Source organism: Streptosporangium sp. NPDC000095 (assembly GCF_042899335.1).
Classification (GTDB): domain Bacteria; phylum Actinomycetota; class Actinomycetes; order Streptosporangiales; family Streptosporangiaceae; genus Streptosporangium.
Map to the genome: position 1 here is coordinate 257,869 of NZ_JBIAZS010000004.1, position 17,045 is coordinate 274,913.

The window sequence follows — 17,045 nt, forward strand, 5'->3', positions numbered from 1 at the left end:
GGACACCTCACGACCGGCTGCGGACACGGCGTATCGGGAGGTCCCACACCCCTGGAAACGCCTTCCGGAAACGCCCCCTGACCTGGCCGGGCCTTCGGCCGACCGGACCTGCCGACCGTCCGGAGCGGCCGGCCCCACCACCCGGCCGGCCTGACCGAACCGGACAGGCCGAGCCGGCAGACCGCCGAACAGGACCGGCCGACCGGACCCGCTCACCGACCGAATAGGCTCACCGGTCAGGTGGGCCCACCGGCGGAAAGCGCCGGAGACCACGGGCCGGGGCAGAGGAGTGTGGGCGGGTGCGAGCGGTGCTTTTCGACGCCTTCGGGGCCGATCCAGAGGTCCGGGAGGTGCCCGCCCCCGAACCTCCGCCCGGTGGAGCGGTGATCCGCGTGGAGGCCACCGGGCTCTGCCGGAGCGACTGGCACGGCTGGCAGGGCCACGACCCCGACATCCGGGTCCTCCCCCACGTGCCGGGGCACGAGTTCGCCGGGGTCGTCGAGGCGGTGGGCACGGGCGTCGCCTCGTGGCGGCCGGGCGACCGGGTGACCGTCCCCTTCGTCTGCGCCTGTGGCTCCTGCCCTGCCTGCCTCGCCGGTGACCAGCAGGTCTGCGAACGCCAGACCCAGCCGGGGTTCACCCGCTGGGGCTCCTTCGCCGAGTACGTGGCCGTCGACCACGCGGACGTGAACCTCGTACGGCTCCCCGAGGAGATGGCCTTCACCACCGCCGCGAGCCTGGGCTGCCGCTTCGCCACCTCCTACCGCGCCGTGACCGCCGTGGGCCGGGTACGGCCGGACGAGTGGGTGGTCGTGCACGGCTGCGGCGGCGTGGGGCTCTCCGCCGTCATGATCGCCGCCGCGGCCGGGGCCCGGGTGATCGCCGTGGACGTCTCGCCGGGAGCCCTGGAGCTGGCCCGGCGCTTCGGCGCCGTCGCCTGCGTCGGGGCCGAAGCACCCGAGGCCGACGTCCCCGCGCGGGTCAGGGAGCTGACCTCGGGCGGCGCCCACGTCTCCATCGACGCGCTCGGCAGTCCCGGGACGTGCGTGGCCTCGATCGAGAGCCTGCGCCGCCGTGGACGCCACGTGCAGATCGGCCTGCTGCCGGGACTCACCCCGCTCCCGATGGGCCGGGTGATCGGCTACGAGCTCGAACTCCTCGGCAACCACGGCATGGCCGCCCACGCCTACCCGGCGATGCTGGAGGCCGTCGCCGACGGCGCCCTGAGCCCGGACGCCCTCCTCACCCGCTCCATCGGCCTGGAGGAGGCCGGAGCGGCGCTCGCCTCGATCGGCTCCGTTCCCGGCGTCACGATGATCCTGCCGTCCCCGCGCTGAGGAGGGGAGGGACCCCGGGGAACCCTCCGGCACGGGCGGAAAGCCGCCCGAGAGCGCGCCCGCCAAAGCACACCTTGGATAGCTTTACTGGTTATGCGCCCTGAAGACCTCGCCCAGCTCACCGTTCCCGGGAGTGTCACGCTCCACGGTGATCTCCTCCTTGTCGACCTGGCCACCCCCGACCCGGAGGCCGACGCCTACCCGGGAAGTCTGTGGCGGGTGCCCGCCGACGGCCCGCCCGTCAGGTTCACTTTCGGCGAGCGCGACAGCGCGCCGCGTATCTCCCCCGACGGCGCCTGGGTCGCCTTCCTGCGCTCCGACGCCACCGAAGGGAGCCGCCCGCAGCTGTACGTGATGCCCACCGGCGGCGGCGAGGCCCGGCCGATCACCGATCTGCCCCTGGGCGCGGGCGTCCCGGTCTGGGCGCCGGACTCCCGCAGGATCGCGTTCGTCGCCCGGGTCGCCGAGCCCGGCCGGTACGGCACCCAGGAGGGGGTGGGCGCCCCGGCCGAGGCACCTCGCCGGATCACCGGGCTGCGCTACCGGACCGACGGGGCCGGCTTCACCTTCGACCGGCCACAGAGCCTGTTCGTGGTGAACGCCCTCGCCGACGTCCCGCGACCGGTACGGCTGACCGAGGGTCCCTACGACGTGGACTGCCCCGGCTGGACCACGGACGGCGAGCACGTGCTGGTCTCGGCTCCCCGCGACCTCGACGGCGAGAGCCTGCACACGGACGTGTACGCGGTCCCCTCCGGTGGGGGCGCCCCGATCCTCGCGGTGCGCAGCGACGGCTCCGCCGAGCATCCCGTCGCCCTGCCGGGTGGGGAGGTGCTCTATCTCGGTACGGAGTTCTCCGGCATCGACGCCGTCGCCCACAACACGGGCCTGTACCGCGCGCCGCTGCGGATCGGCGGCGCCGGCGAGAGCGGCGGGGCGGCGGCCGGGACCCGGCTGACCGAGGAGGAGTCGGTGGACTGCGACTCGCTGCCTCCCGTACCCGGAAAGGACGGCGTCCTGGTCGCGGTGCGGACGCGCGGCGCGGTCGAGCTGCGCCTGGTGCCCTCCGGCGCCCTCGACGCGCCGCTGGAGGAGCTCGTCGTGGTCCTGGGTGAGCGGGCGAGCGTGAAGGCGTTCACCGTCTGCGGGGAGAGGGTGGTCGCGGTGGTGTCCACACCCGCGAGCCCCGGCGAGGTGGTCACCCCCGACGGGGCGCTGACCGACTTCTCCGGTGCCCTCACCGGGATCAGGCCGCTGCGTGAGATCACCGCCGTCTCCGCCGACGGCCACCCGGTGCACGGCTGGCTCGCCCTGCCCGAGGGCGACGGGCCACATCCGGTCCTGCTGAACGTGCACGGCGGCCCTTTCCACCAGCACGGGTGGGCGTTCCTGGACGAGACCCAGATCTACGCGGGCGCCGGGTACGCGGTGGTCCTGCCCAATCCGCGCGGCTCCTGCGGGTACGGCCAGGCGCACGGCCGATCGGTGGTCGGCGCGCTGGGCACCGTGGACGCCGACGACGTGCTCGCCCTGCTGGACGCGGCGCTGGCCACTCCCGAGTGCGACGCGGAGCGGGTGGGCGTGATGGGCGGCTCCTACGGCGGCTTCATGACGAGCCATCTCGCCGCCCACCACGGGAGCCGGTTCAGGGCCGCCTGGAGTGAGCGCGCGGTCAACGCCTGGGACTCCTTCACCGGTTCCTCCGACATCGGCTGGTTCTTCGCCGACGCCTACTGCGGACCCGATCCTGAGGCGCAGCGCGCGATGAGCCCGCTCTACCGGGCCGACCGGATCACCCTGCCGTTCGCCGTGGTCCACTCCGAGGACGATCTGCGCTGCCCGGTCGAGCAGGCGCAGCGGATGTTCGTCGCGCTGCGCCGCAACGGCGTCCCCGCCGAGTTCCTGCTCTTTCCCGGCGAGGGCCACGAGCTCACGCGCAGTGGCCGCCCGAGGCACCGCCTGCAGCGCTTCGAGGCCGTCCTGGAGTGGTGGTCCCGCCACCTGTCCTGATCTTCCGGCGTGGAGTACGAGTCCAGGAGAGCGCTGGGCGGGAGAACCACCGCCTCGGGTCCGCGCACCCATCCGCGGGGAACGGCGGCGGGTGGGCCGAACCGCTCGGAGGCTGCGGTCGTAGGGTGGGCTCAGGCTCTTGAAGATCGGGAGGTTTGACATGGAATACGTGCGCCTGGGGTCCACCGGTTTGAAGGTGTCGAGGATCTGCCTCGGCATGATGAGCTACGGCGACCCCGCCAAATGGGGTGAGTGGGTTCTCGACGAGGCCGCGGCCGAGCCGATCGTGCGCCGGGCCGCCGAGGCGGGAGTGACGTTCTTCGACACCGCCGACGTCTACTCGTTCGGCGCCAGCGAGGAGGTCACCGGCCGCCTGCTCGCCAGGATCTTCCCTCGCAGGGACGACTACGTGCTCGCCACCAAGGTGTGCCTGCCGATGAGCGACGGCGTCAACGACGGCGGCCTGTCGCGCAAGCACATCCTCTCCTCGATCGACGCCTCACTGCGCCGCCTGGGCACCGACTACGTGGACCTGTACCAGATCCACCGCTGGGACCCCGACACGCCGATCGAGGAGACCATGGAGGCCCTGCACGACGTGGTCCGCGCGGGCAAGGCCCGCTACATCGGCGCCTCCAGCATGTACGCCTGGCAGTTCGCGAAGGCACAGCACACCGCCGAGATCCACGGCTGGACAAAATTCGTGTCGATGCAAAATCATCAAAATCTCCTTTACCGGGAGGAGGAGCGGGAGATGAACCCGCTCTGCCTCGACCAGGGCATCGGCCTGATCCCGTGGAGCCCGCTGGCCCGAGGTCTGCTGGCCCGCGCCGGATCCGAGGAGGTCACCACCCGGGCGGGCAGCGACCCCCGGATCGAGGCCCTCTACGACGACGCCGACAACGACCGTCTGATCCTCGACCGGGTCGCCCAGCTGGCAGGGGAGCGCGAGGTCGCTCCCGCGCGGGTGGCGCTGTCCTGGCTGCTGCACCAGCCGGGCATCTCGGCCCCGATCGTGGGCGCGACCAAGGCCGGGCATGTGGACGACGCGGTCGCCGCGGTGGACCTGTCCCTCACCGAGAAGGAACTCGCCTTCCTCGCCGAGCCGTACCGCCCCCGGGGCGTCAGGCTCTGACGTCTCGCAGGAGTGTCAGGAGTCGGCGGGCAGCTCGAACTGGACGCACGTCATGCCGCGCATGTCCAGCCATGCCCGCCCCGGTGCCCTCACGAGCCGGAAGACGACCTCCTCGCACCCGGGGCAGCGGGCCACCAGACCCGGGGCGTGGGTGTAGAGGAGGGCCTCGGCCAGCGTGAGGCTTCGCGCGCAGCCGGAGCACCGGCCGGTGGCGGCGGTCAGGTCGACGGCGAACACGTCGCGCAGTGCTCCGCCCGCCGCGTTCCCGTCGAGGTGGTCCTGGCTCATGGTTGTCCTCCACTGGGGCCGAAGCGTTCCGTGCGGATCAGGCGGGGGTCGTGCCCGGCCGAGACGAGCAGGCCCGCGACGGTCTCGACGAATCCGGTGGGACCGCACACGAAGACGGCCGGTTTCCGTTCGACGGGCCAGACGGCCTCGGCGAGCAGGGCGGCGTCGACCCGCGCGGGCGGGCGTGCCCAGCCGTCGGGCACCTCGCGCGTGTAGGCGTAGGTGACGTCCAGGCCGGAGCCGTCGGCGCTGTGGCGCTCCAGCTCGGCGCGGTAGAGCGCGGAGCCGGGCCCGCGCGTGGAGTACAGCAGCCGGAACGGTGTGCCGACCCCGGCCGAGGCGCGGGCGCGGATCATCGCCATGAGCGGGACGACCCCCGAGCCGCCCGCGACCAGTTGCACCGGCTCGGACGCCTCGGGGCGCCAGACGAACCAGCCGCCGATCGGGCCGCGTATCTCCAGCGGATCACCGGGCGAGAGGACCTGGGCGAGGTAGGGGGAGACCTCACCGTCGGGCAGCGGCTCGACGGTGAGCTCCACGCGTTCCCCGTCCGCGGCGGAGGCGATGGAGTAGGAGCGCTGGGTGGAGTAGCCGTCGGGGGCGGTGAGCCGTACGTCGACGTGCTGGCCGGCGAGGTGGCCGGGCCAGCCGGGAACGTCCAGGGTGATCGTGCGTGCTCCGGAGGTCTCGTCGCGCACGGCGGTGACCGTGGCGACCCTCCAGGTCAGTCGCCCCAGTACCGTTGCTCGCGCCATGGGTCTCCGTAGTTGTGGTAGCCGACGCCCTCCCAGAATCCCGGCTGGTCCTCGTCGAGGAGCCGGATGCCGCGCACCCACTTGGCGCTCTTCCAGAGGTAGAGGTGCGGCACGAGGAGCCGGGCGGGCCCGCCGTGCTCGGGGGTGATGGGCTCGCCCTCGTAGCGGACGGCGATCCAGGCCCGGCCGTCGAGGAGGTCCTCCAGCGGGAGGTTGGTGGTGTAGCCGCCGTAGGAGGTCGCCAGCGCGTATTCCGCGGAGGTCTCCACGCCGTCGAGGAGGGTGTCGAGCGACACGCCCTCCCAGGTGGTGCCGAGTTTGGACCACTTGGTGACGCAGTGCAGGTCGACGGTGAACCGCTCCACGGGCAGTGCGTTGAGCTCCGCCCAGTTCCAGCGGACGACCTCGCCGGTCTCGGTGGTGACACCGAGGCTCCAGTCGTCGGTGGAGACCAGGGGCGTGGGTCCGGCCGACAGGACGGGGAAGTCCTCCGTGAGGTACTGCCCCGGCGGCAGGTCCGGGTTGCCGGCGCGACGGCGGCCGAAGAACCCGGGCGAGACGATACCGATGACGCCCACCTCCCACTGTCCGGCCGCTGTCCGGCAGGTCATGACGGTCGTGGTGTCCCCCTCGAACGAGTCTCGAGCGGACGGATCACGCGAACAGGATAAATCTCATCACATTTAGCCACGGCCCGTGTCACCCGGGTGGGGTTCTGCGCGTTTTATGGGCGCCGGACCGGACATCCGTCGCCAGGTCACCCGGGCGCGACTCGTTCTACCAACAGCACCATATGCGTACTTTCCATAAGATTTACTGCTTATAGCGTCATATAAACCCATATATCCGTATATGAGAGAAGGAAGGGTGCCAGTTCTGACCGTGAATTGATCGACGGAGGACCCGATGACTCGAAAGGCGATCATCACGCTCGCCATCGCCATGGCGGCGACGGGCGGCACGGCCGACGCCGCCTCCGCTCCCCCGCCGCCCAACCGGCAGGACCGGGAATTCCTCGTCCAGGCGCACCAGGGCAGCCTGTTCGAGATCGAGGCGGGCCTCGCCGTCACCGGGAAGACCGATGACCGGAACGACCGGGAGGCCGGAGATGCCGTGCGCGTGCTGGGGGCGAAGCTGGTCACCGACCACACGAAACTCGACAGGACCATACGGCAGGTGGCCGACCGGCTGGGCGTCAAGCTCCCCGGCGAGCCCAGCGAGGTGCAGCGCCGGCGTCTCAAGGAGGTGACGGCGCTGAGCGGGACGGAGTTCGACAGGGCCTGGATCAGCATGGAGATCGCCAACCACCGCGAGGGGATCGCCCTCGTGAAGAGGGAGATCGACAACGGCTCCGCCCCCGCGGTGAAGAAGCTCGCCACCCTCACCGATCGCGTCGTGCGGGAGCACCTGGAGATGCTCCTCCACGTCGAGAAGTCGATCGTCCCCAGCCCTTCGAAGAGCTGAGGCGCTCAGTCCCTGCCGGGTGCGGTGGTGGAGCCGCGCACCACCAGTTCGGTGGCGAGTTCGACGTGGTGGGAGTCGACCCGTTCCCCCGCCGCCAGGCGCAGGGCCGTGCGTACGGCGACACCGCCCATCTCCCGCAGCGGCTGGCGCACGGTCGTCAGCGGGGGCGAGGCCATCTTGGCGACCTGGGTGTCGTCGAAGCCGACAACGCTGAGGTCCTCGGGCACGCGCACCCCTCGCGCCCTGGCCGCCTCCAGCACGCCGAGCGCGATCTCGTCGCAGCCGGTGAAGACGGCGGTGGGGACCTCGGGCAGGTCGAACAGGGCCGCGCCGCCCCTCACCCCCTCCTGGTAGTGGAAGGGCCCCTCCCGTACGTGACTCGGGGGGACCGGGGCGCCCGCGGCCTCCATCGCCGCGCGGTAGCCGTGGAGACGGGCCTGGTTGCAGGCGGCGGTGGCCGGGCCGCCGAGGTAGGCGATACGCCGGTGCCCGAGCGCGAGCAGGTGCTGTGTCGCGACCAGTCCCCCGGCGAAGTTCGTCGAGCCGACGCTGACGACCCCCCTGGTCTGCGGCATGTTCAGCGGGTCGATCACGACCAGCGGCAACCGGGCCCGGGACAGGGCGCCGAGCTGCTCGGCGGTCAGCTCGCTGGTGATGGCGATCACGGCCCGCCGCCCGGCCGCGGCGAGGCCGCGCGCCCAGGTCCCGGCGCGGTCGGCGTTCGTGCGGATGCTCACCACGATCGCCGCGTCGGCCTCGGCACGCACCGCGCCCTGGACGATCTCGGTCGAGTACGGGTTGAGGTCGGCGTTGAGCTCCACCTCGAGCGTGGCCGGCACGGCCGCGTCGCCCCGGCGGCGCTGCGACAGCGAGACGTAGTCGTGCTCCTCCAGCAACGACTCCACGAGGGAGCGGGTCACCGGGGAGACGTCACCTCGGCCGTTGAGCACCTTGGACACGGTCGCGACCGACACCCCCGCCGAGGCCGCGACCGTGGCCAGCGTGGCCCTCCTAGGACTTGCCGGCATCTGTTCTCCCTTGCTGTGCGGCGGAAGCGCCCGGAGCCGCCTCCACATCCACTCGGGTGACCAGTCGCCGGTCCACGCCGACGTGACGCGGCGGACCGGTCAAGGTCACGCGGCCCCGGCAGGGCAGGTCGGACGCCGACGCGCCCACGAACACCTCAAGATCCCCCGGCTCCACGACGCGCCGCAGGTCGCGCCCGGTGAACGCGGTCCTGTCGGCGGACACGGTGAAGGTCGCCGTCGCGCTCGCGCCGGGTTCCAGCCTGACCCTGGTGAATCCGGTGAGCTGCAGCACCGGCCGGGTGACCTGGGCGATCACGTCGTGCAGGAAGAGCTGCACGACCTCCTCGCCTGCCCGGCTCCCGGTGTTGCGCACCCGCACCGACACGGTGAACTCCCCGTCGGTGGGCACCTCGGCGTCGCCGATCCTCAGGGAGTCGATCGCGAAGGTGGTGTACGAGGCGCCGTGCCCGAACGGGAACAGCGGGGTCGGGTCGAGGTTGCTGATGCCCTGGCTGTTGGCGCCCAGCGGCGGCTGCAGGTAGGTGCCGGGCTGCCCGCCGGGGCCGTGCGGGATCTGCACCGGCAGCTTCCCGCTGGGCTGCACCCGGCCGGACAGGACTCCGGCGATGGCCGCTCCGCCCTCCTCGCCGGGCATGAACGCCTGGACGAGCGCGGCGGCCGTCTTCGACACCTCGCCCAGCGCGTACGGGCGGCCCGAGACGACGACCACCACGACCGGCGTGCCGGTGGCGGCGAGCTCGGCCAGCAGGTCCTCCTGCGCACCGGGCAGCCGCAGGTCCTCGGCGTCGCAGCCCTCGCCCGACGTACCGAGCCCGAACATCCCCGCCAGGTCGCCGACGACGGCCACGCACACGTCGGCCTCGCGGGCCGCCCGGGTCGCGGCGGCGAAGCCGGAGCGGTCATCGCCCCGCACCTCGCAGCCCTGCTCGTGGATCAGCTCGGCACCGGGCAACTCAGCCCGCAGCGCGTCGAGCAGGCTGGGCGCGTCCACGCCGAGCCCGAGTTCCGGGTGGCGGGGCAGCACGTGGTTGGGGAAGGCGTAGCAGCCCATGAAGGTGCGCGGGTCGTCGGCACAGGGGCCGACCACGGCCACCCGGCGCGGCTCAGGACGTCCCTCGCCGAGCAGCGGCAGCGCGGTGCCCGCGTCGAGCAGCACGATCGACCGTTCGGCCAGCTCCCTGGCGAGTGCCCGGTTGTCCGGCGAGTCGAGGTCCACGTCCGCCGCCTGGGCGACCGACCTCTCCGGGGTCCAGTCCGGATCCAGCAGTCCGAGCGTCACCTTCTGGGTGAGCAGGCGCCGGGCGGCCCGGTCGATCAGGGACTCCGGCAGCTCGCCCCGCCGCACCCGTTCGACGAGGTGCCTGCCGAAGCCGAGCGTGTCGGGAAGTTCGACGTCGATGCCCGCGCTCAGCGCCTGCACCCCGGCCTCGTCGGTGTCCGCGGCGACCTGGTGCATCGTCGCGAGGAACGGGATCGCCCAGTAGTCCGAGACCACCGTCCCGCTGAAGCCCCACTCGTCGCGCAGCAGGTCGTTCAGCAGCCACGAGTCGGCCGCCGCGGGGACACCGTCCACGTCGGAGTAGGAGTTCATCACCGAACGAGCGCCCCCCTCGACGAGAGCGGTCTCGAAAGGCGGCAGGACGATGTCCATCAGCTCACGCCGCCCCATCGACACCGGGCCGTGGTTGCGGGCCGCCCGGGAGGCGGAGTAGCCGGCGAAGTGCTTGAGGGTGGCGATGATCCCGGCGTTCTCCAGGCCGCGCACGTAGGCCGCGCCGAGCATCGAGACGAGGTACGGATCCTCGCCCATCGTCTCCTCGACCCGGCCCCAGCGGTAGTCGCGCACCACGTCCAACACCGGTGACAGGCCCTGGTGAACGCCCACGGCGCGCATGTCCCGTCCGATGGCGGTGGCCATCCGCTCCACCAGGTCCGGGTCGAACGTCGCCCCCCAGGCGATGGCGGCGGGGTAAACGGTCGCGCCATAAGTAGTGAAACCGGTCAGACACTCCTCGTGGACGAGCGCCGGGATGCCGAGCCGGGAGTGCTTCACCACCTCGGACTGCAGACGCACCACCTCCGCGGCGCCCTCCGCCGCGGTCACCGGAGCACTGCCGAACACCCGCGTCAGATGACCGAGCCCGTGGCGGATCGTCTCCTCGAAGGGCACGCTTCCCGAAGCCGCGAAGACGTCCTGCATCGGGGCGACGTTCGCCGTGCCCTCCTGACTCTCCTGACTCTCCTGGGGCTCCCCGCCCTGCTCAGCCCCCATGACGTTGCCCGGCCACCGGCTGCCGAGCTGGCCGACCTTCTCCTCCAGGGTCATCTCCGCAAGAAGGGCGTCGACCCGGTCGGCCACGGGAAGTGCCGGGTCCTGCCACGGACGGAGGCTCCGGCCCGTCGTGGGGGTCCCATCTAGCGCCGTCATCTGCTCTCCTCAAGAAAAACCCGCACCGCAACCCATTCGAAACTTTTCGGTGTGCCACGAAAGCTCTACCCGAATCCTGCCGCAAACGATACGACCAGGAAAAGTCCAGATGAGAGTACCTTACATACCGCACATACCAAGCTCGTCCCGACATGCGATGACCTCTTGACACGCAACTATCTGAAATCTAAATTGACGTGCCACGCGGTCTGTTTCGGAAATGTTTCGACATGTCGGGCGCAAGAGCGGATGCCTGACAGCGGGGGTGCTGATCCACGACCTACGGCCGCCACCGATTTTTCACACGGAGCCTCGCCCAGCCTCGGCATTCGACATACGGAGATCAGCGTGGAGTCAACGACACCATCTCGCCGCACCTTCCTCGCCCTTTCCATGGGCCTGCCTCTGGGAGCCACACTGGCGGCCTGCGGCACTTCCGGCCCCACCCCGGCGGGAGGAACCGGGACCGGCGGCAGCGGCGGGAACGCCGCCAGCAAGGCCACCTACTGGTTCCTGTCGAACCAGCCGCAGGAGGGCGTGCGCACCAGGGCCGTGGAGCGGTTCAACAAGGCCAACCCCAACGGTTCGATCGACTTCACGGCCATGCAGAACGACGCCTACAAGACGAAGATCAAGACGGCGATCGGAGCCGGCCAGGCCCCCACCATCATCTGGGGCTGGGGCGGAGGGACCCTGCGCACGTACGTGCAGGCCAACCAGGTTGAGGACCTCACCTCGTGGTTCGAGGAGAACAAGGCCGTGAAGGACCGGCTGTTCGCCTCCTCCTTCGGCGCGGCCACGATCGACGGCAAGATCTACGCGATGCCGGCCGAGACGATGCAGCCCATCATCCTGTTCTACAACAAGAAGGTGTTCGAGCAGGTCGGCGTGGAGCCGCCGAAGTCGTGGGGCGACATCATGGCCCTCGTCCCCAAGTTCAACGCCGCGGGCATCGCCCCGTTCTCCCTCGGCGGCCAGTCGCGCTGGACGAACATGATGTGGCTGGAGTTCCTCTTCGACCGCATCGGCGGCCCCGAGGTGTTCCAGGCCGTGTTCGACGGCGAGAAGGACGCCTGGTCCCACCCCGCCGCCATCGAGGCCCTGACCAAGATGCAGGAGCTCATCAAGGCGAACGGGTTCATCAAGGGCTTCTCCTCCATCACGGCCGACTCCAACGCCGACCAGGCCCTGCTGTACACCGGCAAGGCCGCGATGATGCTGCACGGCGGCTGGACGTACGGCAGCATGTCCGCCGACGGCGGCGACTTCGTCTCCGGCGGCCACCTCGGCTACATGAACTTCCCGCCGGTCGAGGGCGGCAAGGGCGACCCCGGCAACACCGTCGGCAACCCCGGCCAGTACCTGTCGATCTCCTCCAAGGCGACTCCCGAGCAGAAGGAGATCGCCAAGAAGTTCTTCGCCACCGCCGTGCTGAACGACGAGGACGTCAAGGAGTGGGCGGGCACGGGCGCGGTGCCGATCGTCAACGGCGCCGACAGCGCGTTCGCCGGTTCCAAGGACGAGGAGTTCCTGAAGTTCGTCTACGGCATCGCCAGCAACGCCAAGGCTTTCGCCCAGTCCTGGGACCAGGCGCTCAGCCCCACCGCGGCCGAGGTGCTCCTGGACAACATCGCCAAGCTGTTCCAGCTGTCGATCACGCCTGAGGAGTTCGCCTCCAACCTGAACGCGGTCATCGGCAGTTGAGCACGCTAACCTCCCCCGCCAGAAGAGGGAGGCCGTCGGCCGCCACGCGAAGGAACCACAGCGCCGTCCTTCCGTGGCTGGCCGTACCGGCCCTGCTGATCTTCACCGCCTTCGGGGTGATCCCGCTGCTCGGGGTCCTGTTCCTCAGCTTCAGCACCTGGGACCAGGTCGGCGACATCCAGATGTCCGGGCTCACGAGCTGGCGGGCCGTGCTCAGCGACCCCGGTCTCCCGCACGCCCTGTGGGTGACGTTGCTGGTGATGGTCGCCTCCTGGGCGGTCCAGACGCCGGCCAGCATCCTGCTCGGGGTGTTCCTGGCCGGACGGCAGCGCTACCGCGCACTGCTGGCCGTGCTGTACTTCATCCCACTGCTGCTGAGCTCGGCCGCCATCGCGATCGCCTACAAGGCGCTGCTCGACCCGAACTTCGGGCTCGGCGCCGGGCTGGGCATCGACCTGCTCGTACAGGACTGGCTCGGCGACCCCGTCCTCGCCTTCAGTGTTGTGATCTTCGTGGTGTCGTGGCAGTTCATCCCCTTCCACTCGCTGCTCTACCAGGGCGGCGTGCGGCAGATCCCGCGCTCCATGTACGAGGCCGCCGAGATAGACGGCGCGGGCCGCACCCGCAAGTTCTTCAGCATCACGCTGCCGCAGCTCAAGTACACGATCATCACGTCCTCCACCCTCATGGTCGTCGGATCCCTGACCTTCTTCGACCTGATCTTCGTGCTGACCGCGGGCGGTCCCGGCGACGCCACCCGGGTGCTCGCCCTGGACATGTACAAGCGCGGGTTCCAGGCCAACCTGATGGGGCCGGCCAGTGCCATCGCCGTCATCCTCGTCCTCGTGGGCCTCGCCCTGGCGTTGTTCCTGCGCAGGCTCGGCGGCCGCGACGCCAACGCCAGCCAGATGGAAGGGGCCTAGAACCATGAGCTTGACGACCCCCACGGGGCTCAAGCGGACCGAGACGCTCGGGGCGGGACACCGGCGCCGGCCGCCGGCACGCAACGGGAAGCAGTCACGGGCACTCGGTGAGCGCCCCAACTGGCTGGGCGGGATCGCGGGCTGGCTGTGGCTCGCGGTCGTGATCGTGCCGATCTACTGGATCGTCATCACCAGTTTCAAGGCCCAGAGCAGCTACTACGCCAGCAACCCGCTGGCGCCGCCCACCGAGCCGACCCTCGACAACTACCGGATGGTCGTCGAGTCCGACTTCCCGCTGTACTTCGTCAACAGCCTCATCGTGACCATCGGCGCGGTCGTCCCCGCGGTCGCGGTCGCGTTCATGGCGGCGTACGCGATCGTCCGGGGCAGCACCATCTTCGGCTTCCTGCGCAGGGTGAACTCGCTCTTCCTCATGGGCCTGGCCATCCCGTTGCAGGCGACCATCATCCCGATCTACCTGATCATCATCCGGCTGCAGCTCTACGACTCGCTGACGGCGCTGATCCTGCCGTCGATCGCCTTCGCGATCCCGCTCTCGGTGCTGGTCCTGTCGAACTTCATCCGTGACGTGCCCAAGGAGCTGTTCGAGTCGATGCGGCTGGACGGCGCGAGCGAGATGGCGACGCTCTGGCGACTCGCCCTCCCGCTCACCATGCCGGCCGTCGTGACGGTGACGATCTACAACGCGCTGACGGTCTGGAACGGGTTCCTGCTGCCGCTCATCCTCACCCAGAGCCCCGACAAGCGCACGCTTCCGCTCGCGCTGTGGACCTTCCAGGGGCAGTACAGCGTGAACGTGCCGGCCGTGCTCGCCTCGGTCGTGCTGACCACGCTGCCCATCCTGATCCTGTACGTGGTCGGCCGCCGCCAGCTGCTCAGCGGCCTGACGGCAGGGTTCAGCAAGTAGCCGCACCTTGCCGTCCGTCCCCTTGCCGTCCCCTTGCCGTCGGTGAGCGGACGGCAAGGGGACGGACGGTTCAGGCGCGAAGGAGACGGATCACGTTCCACGAGACGGCGGGCAGCGTGATCTCCAGGGTCCCGGCGTCCAGGCGGGCCTCGGTGTTCGTACGGGGGGCCACCGTGTCCGGGGCGTCGGCGGTGTTGCGGGCGTAGGGGTCGGGACCGGACAGCACCGTGGCCCCGGCCAGCCGCACCGGGCCGAGGGCTCGCAGGTCGGCGGTGAGGGTGAGCGGCCGGTCGGTCGAGCGGTTGACGGCGAACAGCGTGGTGGCGCCGCTCTCCTCGTCGTGGGTGGCGACGGCGTCGAGGGCGGCGACCTCTCCGAACCTCGCGGTCTCGTGGGTGGGAGAGGCGGGCTCGACCCGCAGCACCTGACCCGCCGCGTACCGGGATGCCTGGGCGAAGGGGTGGAAGGTGGTCTGCCTCCAGGCCCTGCCGCCCGGTTCGGTCATGATGGGGGCGATCACGTTGACCAGCTGGGCCAGGCAGGCGGACGTCACCCTGTCGCTGTGGCGCAGCAGCGAGATCAGCAACCCGCCGAAGGTCACCGCGTCGGCCAGGTGGTAGTGGTCCTCGAGCAGCGGCGGGGCGACCGGCCAGTCGCGCGGCGGTTCTGCGTTCTGGAAGCGGGACAGGTACCAGACGTTCCACTCGTCGAACGAGATGTTGATCTTCTTCTTGCTTCTGAGCCGGGCGCCCACGCTGTCGGCCGTCGCCACCACCGCGTCGATGAAGTGGTCCATGTCGGCCGCCGAGGCGAGGAAGCTCGCCAGGTCGCCGTCGTGCTCCTCGTAGTAGGCGTGGCAGGAGATGAAGTCCACCAGGTCGTAGGTCTCCTCCAGCACGGTGGACTCCCACGCGCCGAAGGTGGGCATGCCCGAACCCGAGCTCCCGCAGGCGACGAGTTCCAGGGCCGGATCGATCATGCGCATGGCGCGGGCGGTCCCGGCGGCCAGCCGCCCGTACTCGCGGGCGCCCATGTGGCCGATCTGCCACGGGCCGTCCATCTCGTTGCCCAGGCACCACATCCGGATGTCATGCGGCCTTTTGGCGCCGTGGGCGACGCGCAGGTCCGACAGGTGGGTCCCGGACTCGATGTTGCAGTACTCCAGCAGGTCCAGCGCCTCGGCGACTCCCCGGGTGCCGAGGTTGACGGCCATCATCGGCTCCAGCTCGGCCTTGCGCGTCCAGGCGACGAACTCGTCCAGGCCGAACTCGTTGGTCTCCGTGCTGTGCCAGGCCAGGTCGAGCCGCCGGGGCCGTTCGCTCCTGGGGCCGACGCCGTCCTCCCAGCGGTATCCGGACACGAAGTTCCCGCCGGGGTAGCGGGCCGTGGTCGCGCCCAGCTCGCGGGTGAGCTCCAGCACGTCCCCCCGGAAGCCCTCCTCGTCGGCGGTGGGGTGGCCGGGTTCGTAGATGCCGGTGTAGACGCATCGGCCGAGGTGTTCGACGAACGTCCCGAAGGTGCGCCGGTGGACGGGGGCCACCCTGAACGCGGGGTCGAGGGTGAGGTGCGCGGACAGCACGAAGGTCTCCTCATGTGCGACTCATACTGCGACTCATGTGCGACTCATGCACGACCCGCGCCGGCCTCCGGCGCGAGATCGCCAAACTCGTGGATCACCGCAAAGGCGGGCGACTCCAATTGTTGGCGATAACAAGAGCGAAAGGCCAGCCGTTGGCCAAGGGAAGAGATCCGCGGACCGTGACCTCCCGGGGCCGCCCGAATCCCTCGGCCCGGTGAGAACCTCCCTCTCCGGTTGACCGGAGCGAAAGATCCACAAATCAGGGCCGCCGTCCGTATCATCTCCTCATGGCGCCGAATCCGGAGCCGCGGTTCAGCCGGAGGGCGGTGCTCCTGGCCGCCGGAGGGCTGCTCGCCGGCTGCTCCCGGCAGCCCGAGGCCGACACGGTCCACCTGCGCCTCGCCACCGGACCGGCCGGGGCGGTGTACCGGCGCATCGGCGGCGCGCTCGCCGAACATGTCTCCGAGCGGGTGCCGGGCGTCACCCTGGTCACCGTGCCAAGCCGGGCGTCGGCCGACAACATCCGGATGCTGCGGGCCGGCGAGGTGCACCTCGGGCTGACGAGCCTGGACGCGCTGATCACGACCGACGGCAGCGCGCCCGCGGGGCTCTCGGCGATATGCCGGCTCTACGACAGCCACCTGCATCTCGTGGTCATGGCCGGTTCCGAGATCGGAGAGTTCCGGGATCTCCACGGCAGGCGTGTGTCCCTCGGCGCTCACGAATCGGGCACCGAGTTCACGTCGCTGCGGGTTCTGGAGCTCGGCCGGATGAGGACCGACGGCCGCTACCTCAGCCAGGCCGAGTCGGCGGCGGCGCTGCGCGACGGCGAGATCGACGCGATGTTCTCCCTGACCGGCGTCCCGACACCCGCCGTCACGGAGCTGGCGCGACGCCACCCGATCCGGCTGATCCCCCTGGACGCGCAGGCCGACGCGCTCTTCTCCGCGTTCCCTGGCCCCTACGCTCCGGCCACGATCCCCGCGACCGCCTACACCGGCGTCCCGGCCACCCGCACCGTCGCCGTGCCGAACGTGCTCCTCGTACGCGACGACCTGCCCGACGGCCTGGTCCAGGCCATCACCGACACGATCTTCACGCACACCGGCACGATCATCTCCGCCAGCCGCGACGACGCCGAGGCCGTTCCGGAGGCGTGGCAGATCAACGTGCGTACCGGGATCTCCACCGCGTCGATCCCGCTCCATCCGGGAGCCGCCGCCTGGTTCCGCGACCGCAAGCGCTGACCCCGGACGGCGGCGGGCCCCGACGGAACCGGAGCCTCAAGCGCACGACCTCGGACGCACGACGGAACCGGAGCCTCAGACGCGCGACCCCGGACGCACAAGGGAACCGGAGCCTCAGACGCGCGACCCCGGACGCACAAGGGAACCGGAGCCTCAGACGCGCGACCCCGGACGCACAAGGGAACCGGAGCCTCAGAC

General features: G+C 70.7%; 14 protein-coding genes. 8 read left to right on the top strand and 6 right to left on the bottom strand.

Going from position 1 to position 17,045, the window contains the following annotated elements:
- The first annotated feature begins 299 nt into the window (after positions 1 to 299).
- The 3 genes from ACFY3V_RS11990 to ACFY3V_RS12000 all read left to right on the top strand — a co-directional run bounded on the left by ACFY3V_RS11990 (position 300) and on the right by ACFY3V_RS12000 (position 4,482).
- Positions 300 to 1,337, top strand: coding sequence for an alcohol dehydrogenase catalytic domain-containing protein (locus tag ACFY3V_RS11990; RefSeq protein WP_389772565.1), 1,038 nt, complete (start codon positions 300 to 302; stop codon positions 1,335 to 1,337).
- Between the two features lie 93 nt (positions 1,338 to 1,430).
- Positions 1,431 to 3,347: a S9 family peptidase gene (locus ACFY3V_RS11995; protein WP_389772568.1), complete on the top strand. Its 1,917-nt coding sequence runs from the start codon at positions 1,431 to 1,433 to the stop codon at positions 3,345 to 3,347.
- A 160-nt stretch (positions 3,348 to 3,507) separates the two neighbouring features.
- Complete coding sequence (locus ACFY3V_RS12000; RefSeq protein ID WP_389772571.1) at positions 3,508 to 4,482, top strand: aldo/keto reductase; 975 nt, start codon at positions 3,508 to 3,510, stop codon at positions 4,480 to 4,482.
- A gap of 15 nt (positions 4,483 to 4,497) precedes the next feature.
- On the opposite strand, the gene ACFY3V_RS12005 is transcribed toward ACFY3V_RS12000, so the two are convergent.
- The 3 genes from ACFY3V_RS12005 to ACFY3V_RS12015 are packed head-to-tail and all read right to left on the bottom strand — an operon-like array spanning position 4,498 to position 6,094.
- Positions 4,498 to 4,770 carry a DUF6510 family protein gene (locus ACFY3V_RS12005; RefSeq protein WP_350943902.1) on the bottom strand — a complete coding sequence of 91 codons (273 nt, stop codon included), beginning with the start codon at positions 4,768 to 4,770 and terminating at the stop codon, positions 4,498 to 4,500.
- Complete coding sequence (locus ACFY3V_RS12010) at positions 4,767 to 5,525, bottom strand: ferredoxin reductase (RefSeq protein ID WP_389772574.1); 759 nt, start codon at positions 5,523 to 5,525, stop codon at positions 4,767 to 4,769. The genes ACFY3V_RS12005 and ACFY3V_RS12010 overlap by 4 nt, the downstream gene beginning before the upstream one ends.
- Positions 5,495 to 6,094, bottom strand: coding sequence for a sulfite oxidase-like oxidoreductase (locus ACFY3V_RS12015; protein ID WP_362922221.1), 600 nt, complete (start codon positions 6,092 to 6,094; stop codon positions 5,495 to 5,497). Before ACFY3V_RS12015 ends, ACFY3V_RS12010 begins: the two co-directional genes overlap by 31 nt.
- A gap of 337 nt (positions 6,095 to 6,431) precedes the next feature.
- Here ACFY3V_RS12015 and ACFY3V_RS12020 point away from each other — a divergent pair, with 337 nt between their 5' ends.
- On the top strand, positions 6,432 to 6,989 hold the full coding sequence (locus tag ACFY3V_RS12020; RefSeq protein ID WP_362897141.1) for a DUF4142 domain-containing protein: 558 nt from the start codon (positions 6,432 to 6,434) through the stop codon (positions 6,987 to 6,989).
- A gap of 5 nt (positions 6,990 to 6,994) precedes the next feature.
- On the opposite strand, the gene ACFY3V_RS12025 is transcribed toward ACFY3V_RS12020, so the two are convergent.
- Together ACFY3V_RS12025 and ACFY3V_RS12030 are read right to left on the bottom strand one after the other, a co-directional pair.
- The gene (locus ACFY3V_RS12025) at positions 6,995 to 8,017 is read right to left on the bottom strand and encodes a substrate-binding domain-containing protein (RefSeq protein ID WP_362897142.1); all 1,023 of its coding nucleotides are present in this window, start codon (positions 8,015 to 8,017) and stop codon (positions 6,995 to 6,997) included.
- On the bottom strand, positions 8,001 to 10,466 hold the full coding sequence (locus tag ACFY3V_RS12030; RefSeq protein WP_362897143.1) for a glycoside hydrolase family 3 N-terminal domain-containing protein: 2,466 nt from the start codon (positions 10,464 to 10,466) through the stop codon (positions 8,001 to 8,003). Before ACFY3V_RS12030 ends, ACFY3V_RS12025 begins: the two co-directional genes overlap by 17 nt.
- 348 nt (positions 10,467 to 10,814) lie before the next feature.
- Here ACFY3V_RS12030 and ACFY3V_RS12035 point away from each other — a divergent pair, with 348 nt between their 5' ends.
- From ACFY3V_RS12035 to ACFY3V_RS12045, 3 genes are all read left to right on the top strand, one after another.
- On the top strand, positions 10,815 to 12,170 hold the full coding sequence (locus tag ACFY3V_RS12035; RefSeq protein WP_362897144.1) for an extracellular solute-binding protein: 1,356 nt from the start codon (positions 10,815 to 10,817) through the stop codon (positions 12,168 to 12,170).
- Positions 12,167 to 13,093, top strand: coding sequence for a sugar ABC transporter permease (locus tag ACFY3V_RS12040; RefSeq protein WP_362897145.1), 927 nt, complete (start codon positions 12,167 to 12,169; stop codon positions 13,091 to 13,093). Before ACFY3V_RS12035 ends, ACFY3V_RS12040 begins: the two co-directional genes overlap by 4 nt.
- Before the next feature lie 124 nt (positions 13,094 to 13,217).
- Positions 13,218 to 14,021 (top strand): carbohydrate ABC transporter permease, encoded by an 804-nt coding sequence (locus ACFY3V_RS12045; RefSeq protein WP_362897164.1) that lies wholly within the window; start codon positions 13,218 to 13,220, stop codon positions 14,019 to 14,021.
- A gap of 70 nt (positions 14,022 to 14,091) precedes the next feature.
- Here ACFY3V_RS12045 and ACFY3V_RS12050 read toward each other — a convergent pair whose 3' ends face one another.
- A complete protein-coding gene (locus ACFY3V_RS12050) occupies positions 14,092 to 15,600 on the bottom strand; it encodes an alpha-N-arabinofuranosidase (protein WP_362897146.1) in 1,509 nt (502 codons plus the stop codon).
- Positions 15,601 to 15,887: 287 nt separating this feature from the next.
- On the opposite strand from ACFY3V_RS12050, the gene ACFY3V_RS12055 reads away from it, so the two are divergent.
- The gene (locus ACFY3V_RS12055) at positions 15,888 to 16,847 is read left to right on the top strand and encodes a TAXI family TRAP transporter solute-binding subunit (RefSeq protein ID WP_362897147.1); all 960 of its coding nucleotides are present in this window, start codon (positions 15,888 to 15,890) and stop codon (positions 16,845 to 16,847) included.
- The last annotated feature ends 198 nt before the right edge of the window (positions 16,848 to 17,045 follow it).

Bases quoted from the DNA above. Each gene is read 5' to 3' on its own strand.
- ACFY3V_RS11995 (WP_389772568.1), top strand. From the start codon at position 1,431: ATGCGCCCTGAAGACCTCGCCCAGCTCACCGTTCCCGGGAGTGTCACG.
- ACFY3V_RS12000 (WP_389772571.1), top strand. From the start codon at position 3,508: ATGGAATACGTGCGCCTGGGGTCCACCGGTTTGAAGGTGTCGAGGATC.
- ACFY3V_RS12005 (WP_350943902.1), bottom strand. From the start codon at position 4,770: ATGAGCCAGGACCACCTCGACGGGAACGCGGCGGGCGGAGCACTGCGC.
- ACFY3V_RS12010 (WP_389772574.1), bottom strand. From the start codon at position 5,525: ATGGCGCGAGCAACGGTACTGGGGCGACTGACCTGGAGGGTCGCCACG.
- ACFY3V_RS12020 (WP_362897141.1), top strand. From the start codon at position 6,432: ATGACTCGAAAGGCGATCATCACGCTCGCCATCGCCATGGCGGCGACG.
- ACFY3V_RS12025 (WP_362897142.1), bottom strand. From the start codon at position 8,017: ATGCCGGCAAGTCCTAGGAGGGCCACGCTGGCCACGGTCGCGGCCTCG.
- ACFY3V_RS12030 (WP_362897143.1), bottom strand. From the start codon at position 10,466: ATGACGGCGCTAGATGGGACCCCCACGACGGGCCGGAGCCTCCGTCCG.
- ACFY3V_RS12055 (WP_362897147.1), top strand. From the start codon at position 15,888: ATGGCGCCGAATCCGGAGCCGCGGTTCAGCCGGAGGGCGGTGCTCCTG.